At 75.9% G+C, this 17,217-nt stretch carries 10 protein-coding genes; all 10 read left to right on the forward strand.

Features of this window, described 5'->3' with window-relative positions; genetic code table 11:
- Window positions 1–53: 53 nt before the first annotated feature.
- On the forward strand, window positions 54–920 hold the full coding sequence (locus tag ACF1A1_RS29730) for a LysR family transcriptional regulator (RefSeq protein ID WP_392004094.1): 867 nt from the start codon (window positions 54–56) through the stop codon (window positions 918–920).
- A gap of 89 nt (window positions 921–1,009) precedes the next feature.
- Window positions 1,010–1,399, forward strand: coding sequence for a cold-shock protein (locus tag ACF1A1_RS29735; protein WP_389516594.1), 390 nt, complete (start codon window positions 1,010–1,012; stop codon window positions 1,397–1,399).
- Window positions 1,400–1,449: 50 nt separating this feature from the next.
- Window positions 1,450–2,415, forward strand: a complete 966-nt coding sequence (locus ACF1A1_RS29740) for an AraC family transcriptional regulator (RefSeq protein ID WP_392004095.1) — start codon at window positions 1,450–1,452, stop codon at window positions 2,413–2,415.
- A gap of 418 nt (window positions 2,416–2,833) precedes the next feature.
- Complete coding sequence (locus ACF1A1_RS29745) at window positions 2,834–3,688, forward strand: DUF4132 domain-containing protein (protein WP_392004096.1); 855 nt, start codon at window positions 2,834–2,836, stop codon at window positions 3,686–3,688.
- On the forward strand, window positions 3,685–8,874 hold the full coding sequence (locus tag ACF1A1_RS29750) for a hypothetical protein (protein WP_392004097.1): 5,190 nt from the start codon (window positions 3,685–3,687) through the stop codon (window positions 8,872–8,874). The genes ACF1A1_RS29745 and ACF1A1_RS29750 overlap by 4 nt, the downstream gene beginning before the upstream one ends.
- A 35-nt stretch (window positions 8,875–8,909) precedes the next feature.
- Window positions 8,910–10,097, forward strand: coding sequence for an AAA family ATPase (locus ACF1A1_RS29755; protein WP_392004164.1), 1,188 nt, complete (start codon window positions 8,910–8,912; stop codon window positions 10,095–10,097).
- A 5-nt stretch (window positions 10,098–10,102) separates the two neighbouring features.
- Window positions 10,103–13,708: a DUF5682 family protein gene (locus tag ACF1A1_RS29760; protein WP_392004098.1), complete on the forward strand. Its 3,606-nt coding sequence runs from the start codon at window positions 10,103–10,105 to the stop codon at window positions 13,706–13,708.
- Complete coding sequence (locus ACF1A1_RS29765) at window positions 13,705–15,543, forward strand: hypothetical protein (protein WP_392004099.1); 1,839 nt, start codon at window positions 13,705–13,707, stop codon at window positions 15,541–15,543. The genes ACF1A1_RS29760 and ACF1A1_RS29765 overlap by 4 nt, the downstream gene beginning before the upstream one ends.
- A gap of 72 nt (window positions 15,544–15,615) precedes the next feature.
- Complete coding sequence (locus ACF1A1_RS29770) at window positions 15,616–16,167, forward strand: DinB family protein (protein WP_392004100.1); 552 nt, start codon at window positions 15,616–15,618, stop codon at window positions 16,165–16,167.
- A gap of 480 nt (window positions 16,168–16,647) precedes the next feature.
- Window positions 16,648–17,208 (forward strand): hypothetical protein, encoded by a 561-nt coding sequence (locus ACF1A1_RS29775; RefSeq protein ID WP_392004101.1) that lies wholly within the window; start codon window positions 16,648–16,650, stop codon window positions 17,206–17,208.
- The last annotated feature ends 9 nt before the right edge of the window (window positions 17,209–17,217 follow it).

The following is a 17,217-nucleotide window of genomic DNA, read 5'->3' on the forward strand; positions in this document are numbered from 1 at the left end:
CGCGAGCGCCGTTGCGCAAAATGCATGCGCCGCGCGATCTATACGATGGAGTCATGGACAGTGGGTCGGGTGTGGAGCTGCGGCAGCTGCGCTGTCTCGTCGCGATCCTCGACGAGGGCGGCTTCACCGACGCCGCGGCCGTGCTCGGCATCTCCCAGGCGGCCGTCTCCCGTACCCTCGCCTCACTCGAACGCGCCCTGGGCGTCCGGCTGTTGAGGCGTACGTCGCGGGTCGTGACGCCGACCGCGACCGGGTTGCGGGTGGCGGCGCACGCGCGGCGGGTGCTGGGCGAGGTGGACTCGCTGGTGTGGGAGGCCTCCTCCGGCCACACCCGTCTGCGGATCGGTTACGCCTGGTCGGCGCTGGGCCGTCACACCCTCGCCTTCCAGCGCCAGTGGGCGGCGCAGCGCCCGGAGACGGACCTCCAGCTGGTCCGCGTCAACTCGCCCAGTGCCGGGCTGGCGGAGGGTGCGTGCGACATGGCGGTGGTGCGCAGAACCCTGGACGACCGGCGGTTCGACTCCGCCCTCGTGGGTCTGGAGCGGCGCCTGTGCGCCCTGGCCGCCGATGATCCGCTGGCCCGGCGCCGCTCGGTGCGGCTCGCCGACCTCAGCGGACGGACGCTGCTGATCGACCGCCGTACCGGCACCACCACCCCCGAGCTGTGGCCGCCGGACGCGCGGCCGGCCACGGAGGAGACCCACGACGTCGACGACTGGCTCACCGTGATCGCCACCGGCCGCGGCGTCGGCATGACCGCCGAGGCGACCGCCAACCAATACCCGCGGCCCGGGATCGCCTACCGGCCGGTGCGTGACGCCGAACCGGTCGCCGTCCGCCTGGTGTGGTGGCGCGACGATCCCCACCCGGCGACCCAGGCCGTGATGGAGCTGCTCACAGCGCTGTACCGTGCGCAGTGAGCCCCCGGGAGTCGCTCGGGAGCCGTCGGGATGACTACGATCTGGTCAGGTTCACCGACGTGGGTGTTTCGAGGTTGCTGGGGGTTGGGATGGTTGCTGGTCGTGTGGTGCGCTTCGACAGCCAGCGAGGTTACGGCTTCATCGCGCCCGACGACGGCGGGGAGGACGTCTTCCTGCACGTGAACGACATGCTGATGCCCGAGTCGCAGGTGCGGCGCGGTGTCGTCGTGGAGTTCGAGATCGAGGACGGCGAGCGCGGCCCCAAGGCGTCCGGGGTGCGGCTCGCGCGGGGCGCGGACGGCAAGCCGCTGGCGGCCGACGACGACGTCCTGTGCGATGTGCTCAGCACGGAGGAGTTCACCCGGGACGTCACCGAGGCCCTGCTGACGGCGGCGCCCTCGCTGACCGCCGAGCAGATCCTCCAGGTCCGCGGCTCGCTGGCGCAGTTCGCGAAGAACCACGGCTGGGTGGAGGGCTGACGGAACCGGCCGGGCACACCGTGGCTCCCGGAGGCGTCGCGGGCCAGGCCGTGCGCAGGTTCTCGTTCCGCACCACGGACGTGGACGAGGCGCGCTCGGCGGTCGACGCCACGTACTACACCACCTCGATGACGCTGCTGGACCCCGCCCGGGAACTCGACGCCAGGTTCGAGGTGGTGCGGCTGGGGCCCCTGACCGTGGGCGATCTCAGCTGCGGCGCGCCGGTCGGGATGCGCTTCGGTGACCTGGGCGCCTACCACGTCGACCTGCCCCTGTCGGGCCGGCTCCAGTGGAGCCAGGCGGGCCGGGAGTCCGCACTCGCCACCCCGGCCCGCGCCGCCGTGTTCCAGCCGGAGGGGCGGACGGCGCTGGAGCGCTGGCACCCGGACTGCCGGCTGATCGCCGTGAAGATCGAGGCGGACGCCCTCCGGCGCCATCTGGAGCGGCTGCTCGGCCGACCGGTGCGCACCCCGCTGCGTCTCGCGCCGGAACTGGACCCGACCTCGGGCCCGGGCGCGACCTGGGCGCGGCTGGCCCGGCTGGTCGTGGCGGAGATGGACAACGACGGCGGTCTGCTGCACCAGCCGCTCCTGACGGCGCAGGTGCAGGAGTCCCTGCTGACCGGTCTGCTGCTGGCCACGGGCCACGCGTACCGGGAGGACCTCGACGCCCCGTCGGCCGCGGCCACGTCCACGCGCCCGGTGCGGCTGGTGCTGGACGCGGTCCACGACCGCCCCGAACACCCCTTCACCACGGACGAGTTGGCCGCCGTGGCGGGGGTCGGCGCGCGCTGGCTGCAGATGGCCTTCCGTCGGCAGCTCGGACTGTCGCCCATGGCGTATCTGCGCGAGGTCCGGCTGGCACGGGCCCGGGAGGAGCTGGCGCAGGCCGACCCGGCGCGCACGACCGTGGCGGACGTGGCGTTCCGCTGGGGCTTCGGGCACCTCGGCCGCTTCGCGGAGAAGTACCGCGAGCGCTACGGCGAACTGCCCTCCGAGACGCTCAAGTCCCCCTGACCCGCCCGCGAGTGGGTGTGCGCGAATCGGCCACGCTCAGCGGATCGCCGCCGCCCGGCGGGCGGGGATACCTTCTCCGTGCCGTGTCCGGACCCGACACGGTGCTCCACGGCGAGGCCGTTCCCCTCCGCGTCGGTGGGCGGCCGAGCCGTTCACCCGACGAAGTTCTGAGGTCTCGCCGGTTGTCGGAGGTCACGGGCTGTCCGTACCCGGGTTCCACCCCCGTGATCCGGGTACGGACAGCCTCGTGTTCCCCGGAGTCCCGCAGGGACTTCGACGACGCCGACTCGCCCCCGTGGACGGCAGTGACGGTGTCCCCGTCCCGTCCTGCCCCGGGTCACCGCCCGCCCGGGGGCCGTTGTCAGTGGCCTGATCTAGAGTTCCCGTCACTTGATCACTGCGGGTGCGGGAGGCACACATGGGGTGGGTGTCGGCCGGCGGCTACGAAGTCGCCCTCGACGACGGCAAGGTGGTGTGCCGCAACGCGGCCGGGCGGCGGTTGAAGTCCGTGCCGGCCAAGATCGCCGACGATCCGGCCGTGGTGGGCCTGCGTCAGCTCGTCGAGTGGCTGGAGCGGCACGAGCGCCGGTGCCTGACCGACGTGGAGCGGTGGATGGTGCGGTCGCTGCCGGTGCCGTTCGCCGTCCTCGCGCGGGTGTGGCCCGACCCCGCCTGGCAGGCCGCCCTGCGCGATGTCGTCGTCACCGGAGCCGACGGCGAGGTGGCCGGATTCCTGCGGGACGCCGACGCCGAGCGCGGCCTCGGGCTGGTCGACCTCGACGGCGACACCGTCCGCATCACCCCGGACCTCGTCCGCCTCCCGCACCCCGTACTCCTCGACGACCTGGAGGAACTTCGGGAGTTCGCCGTCGAACTCGGCGTCGAGCAGCGCGCCCAGCAGCTCTTCCGCGAGGTGTGGCACCGGCCCGCCGCACTCGACGCGGAGGCCACGTCCGTCGAGGAGTACGCGGGCGGGGCGTTCAAGGAGCAGCGCTTCCTGCACGGCAGGGTCACCCAGCTCGGCTACCGCGTGCGCGGCGGCCACGCCGTCCACTCGGTCCTGGAGGACGGCCGCGCCGTCGAGGCCCGGGTGTGGGTCGGCGACTACGAGGGCTACGAGGAGGCCGAGACCGGCCCGCTGGTGTTCACCGACTCCGCGGGCCGGGCGCTGAAACTCGGTCAGGTCGGGCCGGTGGCCTGGTCGGAGGGCATGCGCATGGCGGCCGCGCTGTACGCCGGGCGCGACATCGAGGACGAGGAGCAGGCGGCATGACGGCCACCACGACGTACGACGGGACCACCGCGGCCGCGCTGCTCGACGCCGGCGCCGTCCTGCCCCCGGGCACCACGGACCGGGAGGACGCCGACGTCCTCACCGTCCGCACGTACACCCATCCCGCGCTGGACGAGCGGCGGATCGTCCGGCTCGTGCCGGGCACCCTCGCCGAGGCCGAGGACCTGGCGCTCGAATTCCTCGGCCTGGCCCGGCAGCCGGAGACCCCCGAGGTCGGCCAGGTGCGCCGGGAGACGCTCGGGTTCCCCGCCTGGGCACTGGTCAACGACCCGGCGAACGGACATCACGCGCTGGCGCTGGTCAAGGACATCGAGCGGCTCGCCCGGCAGGCCAAGTCCCGCCCCGGCACCGCCAAGGAGGGCTTCGAGGCGCTCGGCGAGCGGCTCGGCCGGGCCGTGCCGCACTTCCTGCCCACCTTCTACGAGCAGGCCGCCCGCGTCTTCCTCCAGCACGAGAACACCACGTACGCCGCCGCCTTCTTCGGCAAGGCCCGGGAGGCCGAGCGGGTGCACGCGCTGGCCGTGGACGAGGAGCGGCAGCGGGCCGTCTTCCTGGAGTTCGCCTTCGCCGGGGCGCTCACCGTCAAGGCGCTCAAGGAGCATGTGAGGGCCCTCGCGGCACGGCTCAGCCCGGCCGACGCCTGGGCGCAGTTCCGGCAGTTGACCGTGGAGCGCTGCGCGGCCGGCATGCCGCCGTACGCCTCGCTGCCGCAGGACGCGCGCGGACTGATCAAGGCCGCCGGGCTGAACCGGGTCACCGAGGAGTGCGCGCTCGTCGCCGACCTGATCGGCTCGCCGGCTGCGGTCCGGGCGCCGGCGTCCTTCTGGAACACCTACCGGGCGACACTCGTCGTCCTGGCCGAGCAGCGGCCCGCCGTGCGGGCACGGCTGCTGGAGATCATGCCGGCGGGCCTCGGCCGTACCACCGAGGACGACGAGTTCTGGCTGGCGCTGCTCGCCGAGACGGGCGCCGACCTGCTGCTGACCGGGGAGGCCGAAGCGGCGGCCGGCGGTGCGGACGCGGTGGCGGTGGCCGACGCGGCGGACTGGCTCAGCCGTTGGGCCCTGTACCGCAAGCACGGTGGCTCGGTCTCCGACCGCTCGCCGGGCACCCTCGCGCTGGTCGGGCGGATGGCGCCGCGGCTGCGCGCGCAGGGCCGCCCCGTGGACCTCTTCACGGGCCGCTGGCACGCCGGCGCCGACCTCGACCTGCTGGACCTGTGCGTGGCGGAGGGCGTGCCGCTGACCCTGCCCGGCGCCGACCAGGACGTCTTCCTGCCCCTGAACCGCTGGCTCCAGGACACCCGGCCGGGCCGGCGCGATCTGACGGCCACCGCGGCTGACCCGCGTCACCGCCGCCTGCTGTACCGGTCCGTCGGCACCCTGAGCGGCCACCGCCCCGACGCCACGCTGCTGGAGGGCCTGGCCGGGCACCCCGTCCTCGCCGACGTGCTCCGCGAGTGGCTGGACGACTCGGCCGACGAGCTGGTCGCCGCGGCCGGCCTGCCCGCGGCGCGCACCGCGCTGGAACGGCTGCGTCCGTTCCGTACGGTCGCCGTCCGGGTGAGTCCGGCCGCCGTCGCCAAGGTCGCCGCGCACGAGGTCGCGCCGCTGCTCGGCCGCACCCTGCGCGCCGGCATCCCCGACGAGCTGGGGTGGCCCGCCCTCGACGAGGCGCTGCGGCGGCTCGACGCCGAGACCCGGCGCGACCGCGACGACACCCTGTCCGTCGCGGAGGCCTGGCCCGCGCTGATCCTCGCCCGCCGGCACAAGGCGATCGTCGTCGGCCCCCAGGAGATCCTGCTGGAGCACGAGCTGCGCCTGCCCGACGGGCTGGACCGCTGGCAGCGTCCGTCGTTCCGTTACACGGACGGCGAACTGCTGGTCATGTGGCGGCAGGACGGCAAGCAGTTCGGCTACTGGTCGGCCCGCCCGTCCGACGTGTTCCCGCTCGGCGGCGAGCAGCTCCCCCGCTGGTACGGCGGCAACGACGCCGGCGAGCCCTCGATCCCGCTGCCCGGCGGCGGCCGCGCCACCGGCGGGCGCGCGCTGCACGCCGGTGACACGGTCGTGCCGCCCGGCCGGCCCGTCCTGGGCGACGGCACCTCGTACTGGCGTCAGGGCCGGCAGGGCCGGCAGCAGGTGTGGCTGGAGTACGACCCGGCCACGGGCACGCACGGGCGTGCCTCGCTGCCCGCGTTCCTGCGGACCGGCATCCGCGACGGCGCCACCCTGCTGCAACAGCACTGTGCGGTGCTGCCGCTCCCGCCCGGCCTGGAGGACAGCCCGTTCGGCACGGACGGCACGGTCCTCGGCCGCTGGGTGCGCAGGGAGGGCGAGGGCACCGAGGCCCGCACGACCGCCGGTACACCGGACGGCCGGACCGTCACCGTGCCGACCGGCCACGGCGGGGTGCCGGGCGTTCCGCTCGGCGCGCTGCGGCTGCCGGGCGCCGAGCCCGTGGTCGTCGCCCTGCACCGGCAGGTCGCCCTGTACACGGGTGACGAGGCGTCCGGCCCGCTGGAGTTGGGGCGGGTGACGCCGTTGGAGCGCGGCGGCGAGTTCGCCGCCGGTACGCGACTCGTGCCGCCGGTCGACTTCTGGCATGCGCTGCGGCCGCGGGACGAGGGCGCGTCGGCGGTGCTGCGGGCGCTGAGCGACGAGCGGGCCGGGCAGTTGCTGCACGCGGGGGCTCGGGCGCTGGCGGAACGGGCGGCGTTGGTGGCGGCGGCCGCGGCTACGGCCTCGGCGACGGCTGGTGGCACTTCGGCTGCGGCTGCTGGCAGTTCGGCTGCGGTTGCTGGCACTTCGGCTGCGGTTGCCGCCGCCGGGAAACCGACGACCGGCAACACGACCACCGGGAGCACCGGCACCACGGGCACGACCACCGGCACCGCGGGCACGGCGACCGACAAGCCCGTCGTCCCGACCGCCGACGCGGTGCTCCGGGAGGCCGTCTCCCGTTCCCTGCCGGCCCTCACCGAGCCGCACCTGCTCACCGGTGTCGCCTCCCTCGTGCGCGCGGTGCTGCGTCTCGCGGAGTCGACCGCCGCGTTCGTGGCGCCTCCGGTGGAGCGGCCGCGGGGGGACCGGCGGCGCGCCGAGGGCATGTTCGCCGACTACAGCCCCGAGAACGGCGACGACCAGACGGTGCGCGAGGCCGTGGACGGCTTCGCCCACCTGCACGGCTGGTCGGGCAGCGGCGCGCGGTTCACCGTCCTGCGGCAGATCCGGGCCGTGAACCACGTGCTCTCCGGGAAGCCCGCCGACGGAAAGCCGCTGCCCGCGAAGGCCCGGCTCGCGGGCGCAGCCGACGGATGGCGCAGCGACGACTTCACCGTCCCGGGCATCGGACTGGTGTGGCCGTCCGTCCTGGACGCGCTGCGCCCGCTCGCCTACCGCGCCGCCTCCCCGACCGTCACCGACGCGCACCGGGAGGCGCTGCTCCTGCTGTTCGAGGCGATCACCGACGGGCCGCTGGCCGCGCCGGATGGTGCGCTGCGCGAGGTCGTGCTGAGCGAGCCGCACGACAAGCAGGAGCGCGTCGGTCAGGTGCTGCGCCGGGAGGGCCGTACCGTCGTCGTCCTCGGCTGCCAGAACGTCGACCACCATACGGGGCGCGTGAACTGGCTGGCCCTGGACCTCGACCCGGCCGGTGTGTTCGGCGCGGTCGCCCACTTCACGCTGGAGCGGGAGACCGCGCACGCGCCGGCGTTCCCCGCCGACGCGCTCGCCGCCGTGACCCGGCTGGTCCGGGACAAGGGCGCCGCTCCCTGGCAGGCGGAGGCGCCCGAGGCGCTGGCCGCCGCCACCCGGGGCGGGGTGGGGCCGCTCCAGGCGGCCCTGCTGCTCGCCGGCAGGCCCGCGCAGCTCACCGACGAGGTGATCGCCGCGACCGGGCTGAAGCCGCGTCAGAAGGAGACCGGTGACGCTCTGCTGGGCTCGCTCGGCGCCGACGACCGGGCGGCGCTCATCGGCGCGCTGCTGCCCGAGAACCCCGGGGACCTGTGGACGTCCGGCCCGGACACGGGCGCGGCGGGCCGGGTGTGGGAGGAGCGGCTCGGCGGGGTGGTCCGTCTGCCCGAGGACCTCGTCGGGAACCTTGCCCTGGCCGGCTCGCCCCTCGGCTCCGTCGAGGAGGTCCTCAACCCGGGTCGCACCCCGTGGCTCAGCCGCACCACGGTCCAGCGTCCCGACAAGGACGGCAACCTGGTCCCGGAGGACGCCCGCGCCCTGCCCGGGCGGTACGACCTGACGCGTGCCGTGGCCGCGCTGGCCGGGCTCGCCTACTCCCTGCCGTACGGGCATCCGCTGCGCGCCGCCCTGCCCGAGAGCCTCGCCGCGCTGCGCCGCCGGGTCGCCGACCCGGGGCTGCTGCTCGACCTCGACGTCTCCTGGGCGGAGAAGGGCGGAGCGACCTCCCTCCAGCTGCGCGAGGCGTACGGGCTGCCGCCCGCCGGCGGGGGTGCCGACACGGACGGCCTGACGCGGCTGGGCGAGGCACTGGTGCTGCGGCCCTGGTACCAGGACCAGGAAGCCGTCCTGCTGCGCCCCGCCGGGCTCACCGGGCCGGACGACGCCGTGTTCGGGCTCGTCGAGGGACTGGTCGGAGCGGGCCGCGGCGCGGGTCTGCGGGCGTTGCGGACGGTGCTCGGCGACGAGCTCGCCCGCGCGGTCGCCGCCGGCACCGGTTCCCAGGAGTGCGCCGGGTACGCGCAGGACCCGACCGTCAGCGTGCCGGAGCTGGTCTCGGAGGTCGCCGGGGCCCACGGCCTGGGCGAGGACGCGGCGGCGCTCTACCTCCAGCTGCTGGCCCTGCCCGACCCCACGGACCGCGACTGCGCCCGCTGGACCGGCTGGAAGCCCGCGCGGTTGAAGAAGGCCCGCACCGAACTCGCGGCCACCGCCCTGGTCGTGGAGGCCAAGCGGCCGCGTGCCGGGCGGACGCTGTTCCTGCCGTGCGGCTGGTACGACTTCAAGGCGCCCGCGCTGCCGGTGGAGGTCTGGAAGGAGGGCCTGTATCCGCTCCGCGACCACTCCCGCGCGGTACCGCTGGTCCCGGTGCCGGAGCTGTTCGCGCGCGCGTGGGACCGTGTCCGCGCCGGTGACGCCCCGGTCTACGAGGAGCTCACCACCCGCGCCACCCGCAAGGGCCGCCGCCGATGACCACCGTCCCGCCGCACCTGGAAGAACTCGCGCCGATGACCACCACTGTCTCCCCCGCCCCCGTGCCGACCCCGGCCCCGGCCCGCCAGATCGTCCCGCCCGAGGACCGCTACGCCGTCGAACTGGCCTTCCTCGCCGTCTACGACGACGGGCCGCGCCCGCCGGCCTGGCGGCTCACCCCGCGCGCGGTCGTCACGTTCGTCATGGGCAGCGACGGCCGGGCGCTGAAACTGCCCGACGGCGCCGAGGTGCCCGACGGGGTGCCGCGCCGCCTGGTGGTGGAAGGCAAGTTCGTCGGTGACCGGGCCCTGGTCGAGCGGTGTGTGGTGACCCTCGCGGGCGAGCGCGGTCTGCTGCTGGTCGGTGAGCCCGGCACCGCCAAGTCCATGCTGTCGGAACTGCTGTCGGCCGCCGTGTGCGGCACCAGCGGCCTGGTCGTGCAGGGCACCGCGGGCACCACCGAGGACCAGCTCAAGTACGGCTGGAACTACGCCCTGTTGCTGGCGCAGGGCCCCAGCCGGCAGGCGCTGGTGCCCTCGCCGGTGCTGACCGCCATGCGCCGGGGCGCCGTCGCCCGGGTCGAGGAGGTCACCCGCTGTCTGCCCGAGGTGCAGGACTCCCTGGTGTCGTTGCTGTCGGAGCGGCGCATCGCCGTGCCCGAACTGGCGGGCACCGAGGACGCCCTGGCGCACGCGGCGCCCGGCTTCACCCTCATCGCCACCGCCAACCTGCGGGACAAGGGCGTCTCGGAGATGTCCGCGGCCCTCAAGCGCCGCTTCAACTTCGAGACGGTGGGCCCGATTCCGGACCTCGACGCGGAGACCGCGCTGGTGCGCAGCCAGGCGCGGGCGTCGGTGGAGCGGGTGGGGGCGCCGTTCCAGGTCGACGACGCCGTGCTGGAGGCCCTGGTCACCGCCTTCCGGGACCTGCGGGAGGGCCGGTCGGCGGAGGGCTGGGAGGTGGAGCGGCCGTCCACGGTGATGAGCACGGCGGAGGCCGTGTCCGTCGCGGGCGCGCTGGCTCTCGCGGCGGCGTACTTCCCCGGGGACCGTGACGTGCTCGGCCTGCTGCCGGGGCACCTGCTCGGCGTGGTCCGCAAGGACGACCCCGCCGACGCGGCCCGCCTGCGCGGCTACTGGGACGGTCCGGTGCGCCGCCGCGCCGAACAGGGCTCCGCAACCTGGCGCACCCTGTGGGACCTGCGTACGGTCCTGGAGGGCTGACGGCGGTGTCCCTCTCCCCCAACCCCGAGCCGGCCGCGTCCCCCAGCCCCGAGCCGGCCGCGTCGCCCGGCGTCGAGCCGGGCGCGCCCGGCTCCGCAGGCGTGGCCGGCTCCCCGGCCGTCCCCGACGAGGCCCTCGCCGCCCTCACCGGTCCGACGGTGCCCTACCTCGTCGGCGTACGGCACCACGCGCCCTCCCTGGCCGCCGCCGTGCCCGTGCTGCTCGACGACGCGAAGCCGGACGTGCTGCTCGTCGAGCTGCCGGCCGAGATGCAGGAATGGCTGCCCTGGCTCGGGCACGAGGAGACGCGGGCCCCGGTGGCGCTCGCCGCCGCACCCGGGGAGGGGAGCGGGGGCGGGGGGCCGGCGTTCTATCCGTTCGCCGACTTCTCGCCCGAACTGGCCGCCGTCCGGTGGGCCTTCCGGCACGGCGTGCCGGTGATCGCCTGCGATCTGCCGCTCGCGGACCGGGCGTGGGAGGAGGGGCGGCGTGCCTCGGCGCAGGACGGCGGCGGCCCCGGGCTCGCCGCCGCCCTGCGGGCCGGGCTGACGGGTCGTCCCGGGGACGACCTGTGGGACCGGCTGGTCGAGGCGACCGCCCCGGGCTCGCCTCCCGAGGCGCTGCGCCGGGCGGCGCTGCTGACGGGCTGGGCGCTGCGGGAGGACGCGGCCGCCTCGGGCGGGGTGCCCGAGCTGGACCTGCGGCGGGAGCGGTGGATGCGGGCCCGGTTGGCCGAGGCCACCGCGCACGGGGAGCGGGCCGCCGTGGTGGTCGGCGCCTTCCACGCCCCGGCGCTGGTGGGGCGGCACGCGGCGCGGGACACCGGGGCCGCCCCGGGTGTGAACGGCCCCGCGGGTCCCGTGTGGACGACCTCGCTGATCCCGTACGCCTACTCCCTCCTGGACGAACGGTCCGGTTATCCGGCGGGCATCCGGGATCCCGAGTGGCAGGACATGGTCCTGCGCGCGGCGGGTGATCCGGCGGCGCTGGAGGAGGCGCTGACGCGGGCGGCCGTACGGATCTGTGCGGAGCTGCGGAGCCTCGGGCATCCGTCGGGGCCCGCCGACGCGCGGGAGATCAGCCGGCTCGCGTCGGACCTGGCGCGGCTGCGCGGCCTGCCCGCGGCGGGCCGGGGGGAGCTGGTCGAGGCCGTGCAGACGGTGCTGGCGCAGGGCGAGCCGTACGGGCGGGGGCGGGCCGTGGCGCGGGCCATGGAGCGGGTGCTCGTCGGCACGCGCACCGGGCGCCCCGCCCCGGACGCGCCCCGCAGCGGTCTCGCCCCTGCCGTGGAGGCCGAGGTGGCGGAGCTGGGTCTGCCGGGCCCGGCGGCCGGCGGCCCCGGCACGGGCCGTGACCTGCGTCTCGACCCGCTGCGGTCGGACCTCGACCGGCGCCGTGAGCTGCTGCTGCGCCGGCTGACGGTGTGCGGGGTGCCGTATGCGGAGGCCAAGGAGGTCGTCGGCGCGGGCGGCGCCGAGGCCCTCACCGCACGCTGGGAAGTCCGCTGGACGCCCGCGACGGCTGCCATGCTGGCCGCGGCCGGCGTCCGCGGGGTCACGCCCGCGCAGGCCGCCGAGGGGGTGCTGCGCGAGCGGCGGCGCAGGCAGCGGGACGAGGGCGGGCCGACGGCCGCGCAGTGCCTGGAAGGGCTCGCGCGGGCGGCGGAGTGCGGTCTGCCCGCGCTCGTGGACGAGCGGCTCGACGACGTCGCCGAGGTGCTGCCCCTGGCCGGCGCCCTGCCCGAACTCCTCGCCGGGCTGGCCCTGCTGGACCGGCTGCGTGCCGGTCACATCCCCGGACTCGGCGCCGACGACGACCGTACGGACCGGGCGGCCGCCGTGGCCGGGCTGCTCACCTCGTCGGCGGTGCGGCAGGTGGACGGCCTGACCGGGTCCGAGGACCCCGCCGACGCGCACGCGCTGCTCGAACTGGCCCACCGGGCGGACCTGTTGGGCGGCATCCGGCTCACCGACGCGCTGGCCCGGCTGGCCGCCGACGGCTCGCCGTTGATGCGCGGCGCCGCCGGGGCCGTCCGGGTGCTGCTCGGGCAGGAGGACGCGCGGGCCTTCGGCGACCGGGTGGCCTCCTGGGTCGACGGGGCCGCCGACCCCGACTCCCGGGCGGCGCTCACCGCCCGGCTCAGCGGGCTGCTGACCGCCGCGGGCCCGCTGCTGGAGGCGGCGGCGCCCGCGCTGGAGCCCCTGCTCAACCGGGTGTCCGAGCTGCCCGACCGGGAGTTCCTCGACCGGCTTCCCGCGCTGCGGGGCGGCTTCGACACGCTGAGTCCCGCGGCCCGCGACCGCCTCCTGGCGGCCGTCGAGGAACGGCTCGACGCGGCGCACGTCGCAGACACCGACGGCGTCGACCCGGCCGCGCTCGCCGTCTGGACCCGGGCGGACCTCGCCGCCCGTGACACCCTGCGGACGCTGGGTCTGCTGCCCGCGCCGGCCCGTGCCGAGGAGGACGTCACCGCGCAGGCCGCTGTGGTTCGGCGCGAGGATCACCTGCTGGCGCCCGCCGACCGCTGGCGGCTCGTCCTGGGCCGCCGTACGGACCGGCTGCCTTCTTCCGCCGCCCCGTTGGCGACCGCGCTGGACGAGCTGTACGGCAGCGGGCGCGGGGAGGGCAGCAGGGGCGACCTCACCGGGGCGGGGGCCGGAGGCGGCCGGGAGGTGCCGTACCCCGGGGTGCGGGAGTGGTCGGAGGAGCTGGCCGCGCTGTTCGGGCCGGGCATCCGGGAGGAAGTGCTGGCGGCGGCCGCCGCGTCGGGCCGCAAGGACGTCCTCACCGAGCTGCACGCGGACAGTGTGCGGCCCTCGGTGGACCTGCTGCGGACCGTGCTGCGGCATGCCGGGGGGCTGCCCGAGGCCCGGCTGGCGGCACTGCGTCCGCTGGTACGGCGGCTGGTCGACGCACTGACCCGGCAGCTGGCCACCCGGCTGCGCCCCGCCCTGCACGGTACGGCCCTGCCGCGGCCGAGCAGGCGGCCCGGTGGCGGCCTCGACCTGCCCCGCACCCTGCGGGCCAACCTGGCGACCGCGCGCCGCGGCCCGGACGGCACGGTCCAGGTGATCCCCGAACGCCCGGTCTTCCGGGCGCGGGCGCGGCGGGCCGCCGACTGGCGGCTGATCCTGGTGACGGACGTGTCGGGGTCCATGGAGGCGTCCACGGTGTGGGCGGCGCTGACCGCCTCGGTGCTGGCCGGGGTGCCGACCCTGTCGACGCACTTCCTGGCCTTCTCCACCGAGGTCATCGACCTCACCGGGCATGTCGAGGACCCGCTGTCGCTGCTGCTGGAGGTCAGCGTGGGCGGCGGCACCCACATCGCGGCGGGGCTGCGGCACGCGCGGGAACTGGTCACCGTGCCGTCGCGGACCCTCGTCGTGGTCGTCAGCGACTTCGAGGAGGGCTACCCGCTGGGCGGCCTGCTCGCCGAGGTCCGCGCGCTCGTCGGGGCGGGCTGTCACGTGCTGGGCTGCGCGAGCCTCGACGACACGGGCCGGCCCCGCTACTCCACGGGCGTCGCGGGTCAGCTCGTCGGGGCGGGCATGCCCGTCGCCGCCCTCAGTCCGCTCGAACTCGCCCGCTGGGTAGGGGAGAAGATCGCATGAGCCCGGACCTGATTCCTGGTCGCACGAATCCGGACCCGTCCCCGGATCGTACGAGCCCGGGCCTGCCGCCGGTCGACCCGTCCGTCACCGCCGAACTCGTCGGGGCGCTCTCGCCCCGGCTGCGCAAGCGGCTGGACGCGGGCGTCGCCAAACTCGCGGCGCGTCCGGTGGTCCGTGAGGGCGACATCGTACGGATCGCCGTCGACGACGACACCGACCTCGAACTGCACGCGCCCGGTGGCACGGTGACCGGCGCGGACGCGATCCGCTGCGGTTGCCTGCTGGCCCCGGACTGCCTGCACCGTGCGGCCGCGGCCTCGGCCGCCCCGGTCGCGACCGACGCTCCGGCCGCGACCACCCGCCAGGAGGACACCCCGCAGGGAACGGCAACGGAAGCGGAGGCCGAGACCGCCACCGCCACCGCCACCGCCACCGCCGACCAACGCGCCGCCGCACGGGCCGTGTTCGACGCGGCGTCCGCCGTCCTCGATGCGGGCACCGACGGTGCCGGCGCCGTGCTCCAGGCGGAGTTGCTGCGCGCCGCGCACACCGCACGCCTCGCGGGCCTCCCGCGGGCCTCCGCCGCGGCGGTCTCCGTGGTCACCGGGGTGCGCGCGGCCCGCTCCGCCGATCCCGCGTACCGCCTCGCCGACCTCACGAGCGCCGTGCGGGAGGTCCTGGGCGTCACCTACCGCCTGCCCCACACCACCGGCCCGGACCTGGCCGACTTGAGGGGCACGGCACGGCAGCCGTACCGCCCGGACGGTTCCCTGCGTCTGTACGGGCTCTTCTCCGAGCCGGTCCTGACGGCGACCGGGTACGCGGGCGCCGTCACCTGGACCGCCGACGCCGAGGGGCGCCTCCACACGGTCTCCGACGTGGCACCGGGCGGCCCGGCGCGCGCGACCGGCGCCGCCGACCGGGCCGTACGGATCGGCGACACCGCCCTGACGCACCGTGAACTGTCGCGCGCCGGCCTCGCCGTGTCGGGTGCGACCGTCTCCCCGACGGGCCGGCTCGGCGCGGGGGCGGGGGTACGGGCGGTCCGCGCGTCCGGCGCGTCCTGGCACGGCGAGCCGCTGGACCGGCTGTGGGCCGTGCCCGTCGCCGAGCAGGTGACCCGGGCCCTGAACGACGGCCACGACCTGCTCTTCCTCGACGTGACCCTCCGGGGCACGGTCCGGGAGGCGACGGGCGACTGCCTGCTGGCCGACTGCGACGGGCTGGCCCTGCGGCTGGTCACCGCCCACGACGACCCCGCCCTCCCCTACCGCGACAACCTCCGCCTCCTGGCCGCCGCACCGGGCAGCCGCCTGCGGATCATCGCCCGTCTGGCCCCCGGACCGCTCCCCCGCGCCCTGCTGCTCGCCGCAGAGCACCCCACCGACTCCACCGCCCGGGTGGACCTCGGCCTGGACCGACTCCAGCGGGCGGACCTGCCCCCGGAGACGGCCCAGCCGCCGGGCGCGGTCGCTCCCGTGGTGGACGAGGCCCCGCTGCACCTGCTGCGTCGGCGCGTCCAGCAGGCGGTGTCCGGGGGGCGCCGGGTACTGGCCTTCCCCGGCAGCGGGTCGGGCGACAGCGCCCGTCTGCGCCGCCTCGGCCTCGCCACGGCGGGCGATCTCCTCGACGAGCTGGAGGCAGCCGCCGCGGACCGTTCCCGCGACGCCTTCGGACGCCTCCTCCCGGCGGACACGGACCGTTTCGCGCGCTCCTGGCTGGCCGCCGCGCTGTACACGGACGAGGTGGAACGGGGGTTGTGCGCGGCGGCCTGGGGAGGCGCCGCTGCCGCGTTGTCCCCTTCTGGCCTCCCGGCCGTTCAGGTCGCCGATTAGGTCAGGATCTGACCTCTATGACTTCTAACGTGGTGCTCGTCCACGGAACACCACCGACGGAAGCCGGAGACGATGAACTCGACGAAGCCCCTCGATGCCCCGACCCCCCTCGCCCCGACCGGCGAGCGCGCCGACCTGCTGGAGGCGTTGGCCCACCACCGGCATTTCCTGCGCTTCACCACCCGCGAGCTCACCGACGAGCAGGCGGGGCGCAGGACCACGGTGAGCGAGCTGTGCCTGGCCGGCCTGATCAAGCACGTCACCTCGGTCGAGCGGGGCTGGATGGACTTCATCCTGAAGGGCCCGTCGGCGATGGGCGACTTCACCAAGATGACCGAGGCCGACTGGGCCAGGCGTGCCGACGAGTTCCGGCTGCTGCCCGGCGAGACGCTGGCCGGTGTGCTGGAGGCGTACGCGGAAGTGGCCCGGCGTACGGACGAGTTGGTCGCCAGCCTGCCCGACCTCGACGCGTCCCACCCGCTGCCGCCGGCCCCGTGGCACGAGCCCGGCACGCGGTGGTCGGCCCGCCGGGTGCTGATCCACGTCATCGGCGAGACCGCGCAGCACGCCGGTCACGCCGACATCATCCGGGAGTCCCTGGACGGCGCGAAGAGCATGGGCTGAGCGGTCGGCTCCTGCTCACCGGGTTCGGGGCCGGCAGGGCGGGCGAGGGCATGGCCCTGCCGGAACACCGGAACCACGAACAGGCCCGTGTCGGACCCGGCGAGCAAACAGCCGACGCCGCACGTCTGTCCATGCGCCTCCGCCGACCGCCGCCGCCCGCCACCCGGGGCGCCTCCGCCGTTCGTCATCGCCCGTCCTCCTCGAACGGCGCGCACGGGACGCCGTCGCGCGGTTCCGGCCGGATGACCGGCGTGCGGGGATCGCCGGCGCTGCGGAACGTCGGCGTGTTGGCGGCATAACCCGACCCTCGTGGTGGTGCCAGCCCTACCTCCGGTTCGGTGGCCCACTCCCTCGTTCCGGCGGCCGGACCACGGCATCGTTCAACGCGGTTGATGTGCAGCCCGGTTGAGGCCCGAACGAGCCCGGCCGGGGTCAGCCGAGTCCGCCAGAGGTTCGTGCACCGCCCGGAAGGAAATTGTCATGGAGTCGCCGTCCCCGTCGAAGCCGGGCGCCCTCGCATCGTTCGTCCGGTTCGTGGTCTGCGGCGGCGGGGTCGGCCTTCTCTCCGGGGCCGCCGTACCCCTGCTGGCCACGCTGATGCCCTGGGCCCTGGCGAACGCGGTGATCACGGTCGCCTCCACCCTCCTGTGCACCGAGTTGCACGCCCTCTTCACCTTCGGCACCGGGCGACGCGCGGGCTGGCGCCGCCACCTGCAGTCCGCCGGTTCGGCCACGGCCGCCTACGTGGTGACCTGCTCGGCGATGGTCGTTCTGCACACGGTCCAGTCGTCGCCCGGCCTGTTCACGCAGCAGACCGTGTACCTCGGCGCCTCCGCCCTGGCGGGCACCGGCCGCTTCCTGGTCCTCCGCCTGTTCGTCTTCGCGGACGGCCGACGGGACATGGCCACGGCGATCGCCGACGGCGCGGGCACGCCCACGGGCGCATCCACGGACTCGTCCGCCTCCGCCCCGCGCCGGCCCGCCCACCACGCCCGTACGCACCACCGGCCCACCCGGCCCGTCGTCGCCGCCACCTGTTGACGGCGGTCG

The sequence above is a fragment of the Streptomyces sp. NPDC014995 genome, from assembly GCF_043080745.1.
In the GTDB taxonomy this organism is placed as follows: Bacteria; Actinomycetota; Actinomycetes; order Streptomycetales; family Streptomycetaceae; genus Streptomyces.

Excerpts from the sequence above, each read along its gene's own strand:
- ACF1A1_RS29730 (WP_392004094.1), top strand. The coding sequence starts at position 54 with ATGGACAGTGGGTCGGGTGTGGAGCTGCGGCAGCTGCGCTGTCTCGTC.
- ACF1A1_RS29765 (WP_392004099.1), top strand. The coding sequence starts at position 13,705 with ATGAGCCCGGACCTGATTCCTGGTCGCACGAATCCGGACCCGTCCCCG.
- ACF1A1_RS29770 (WP_392004100.1), top strand. The coding sequence starts at position 15,616 with ATGAACTCGACGAAGCCCCTCGATGCCCCGACCCCCCTCGCCCCGACC.
- ACF1A1_RS29750 (WP_392004097.1), top strand. The coding sequence starts at position 3,685 with ATGACGGCCACCACGACGTACGACGGGACCACCGCGGCCGCGCTGCTC.
- ACF1A1_RS29735 (WP_389516594.1), top strand. The coding sequence starts at position 1,010 with ATGGTTGCTGGTCGTGTGGTGCGCTTCGACAGCCAGCGAGGTTACGGC.
- ACF1A1_RS29745 (WP_392004096.1), top strand. The coding sequence starts at position 2,834 with ATGGGGTGGGTGTCGGCCGGCGGCTACGAAGTCGCCCTCGACGACGGC.
- ACF1A1_RS29775 (WP_392004101.1), top strand. The coding sequence starts at position 16,648 with ATGGAGTCGCCGTCCCCGTCGAAGCCGGGCGCCCTCGCATCGTTCGTC.
- ACF1A1_RS29755 (WP_392004164.1), top strand. The coding sequence starts at position 8,910 with ATGACCACCACTGTCTCCCCCGCCCCCGTGCCGACCCCGGCCCCGGCC.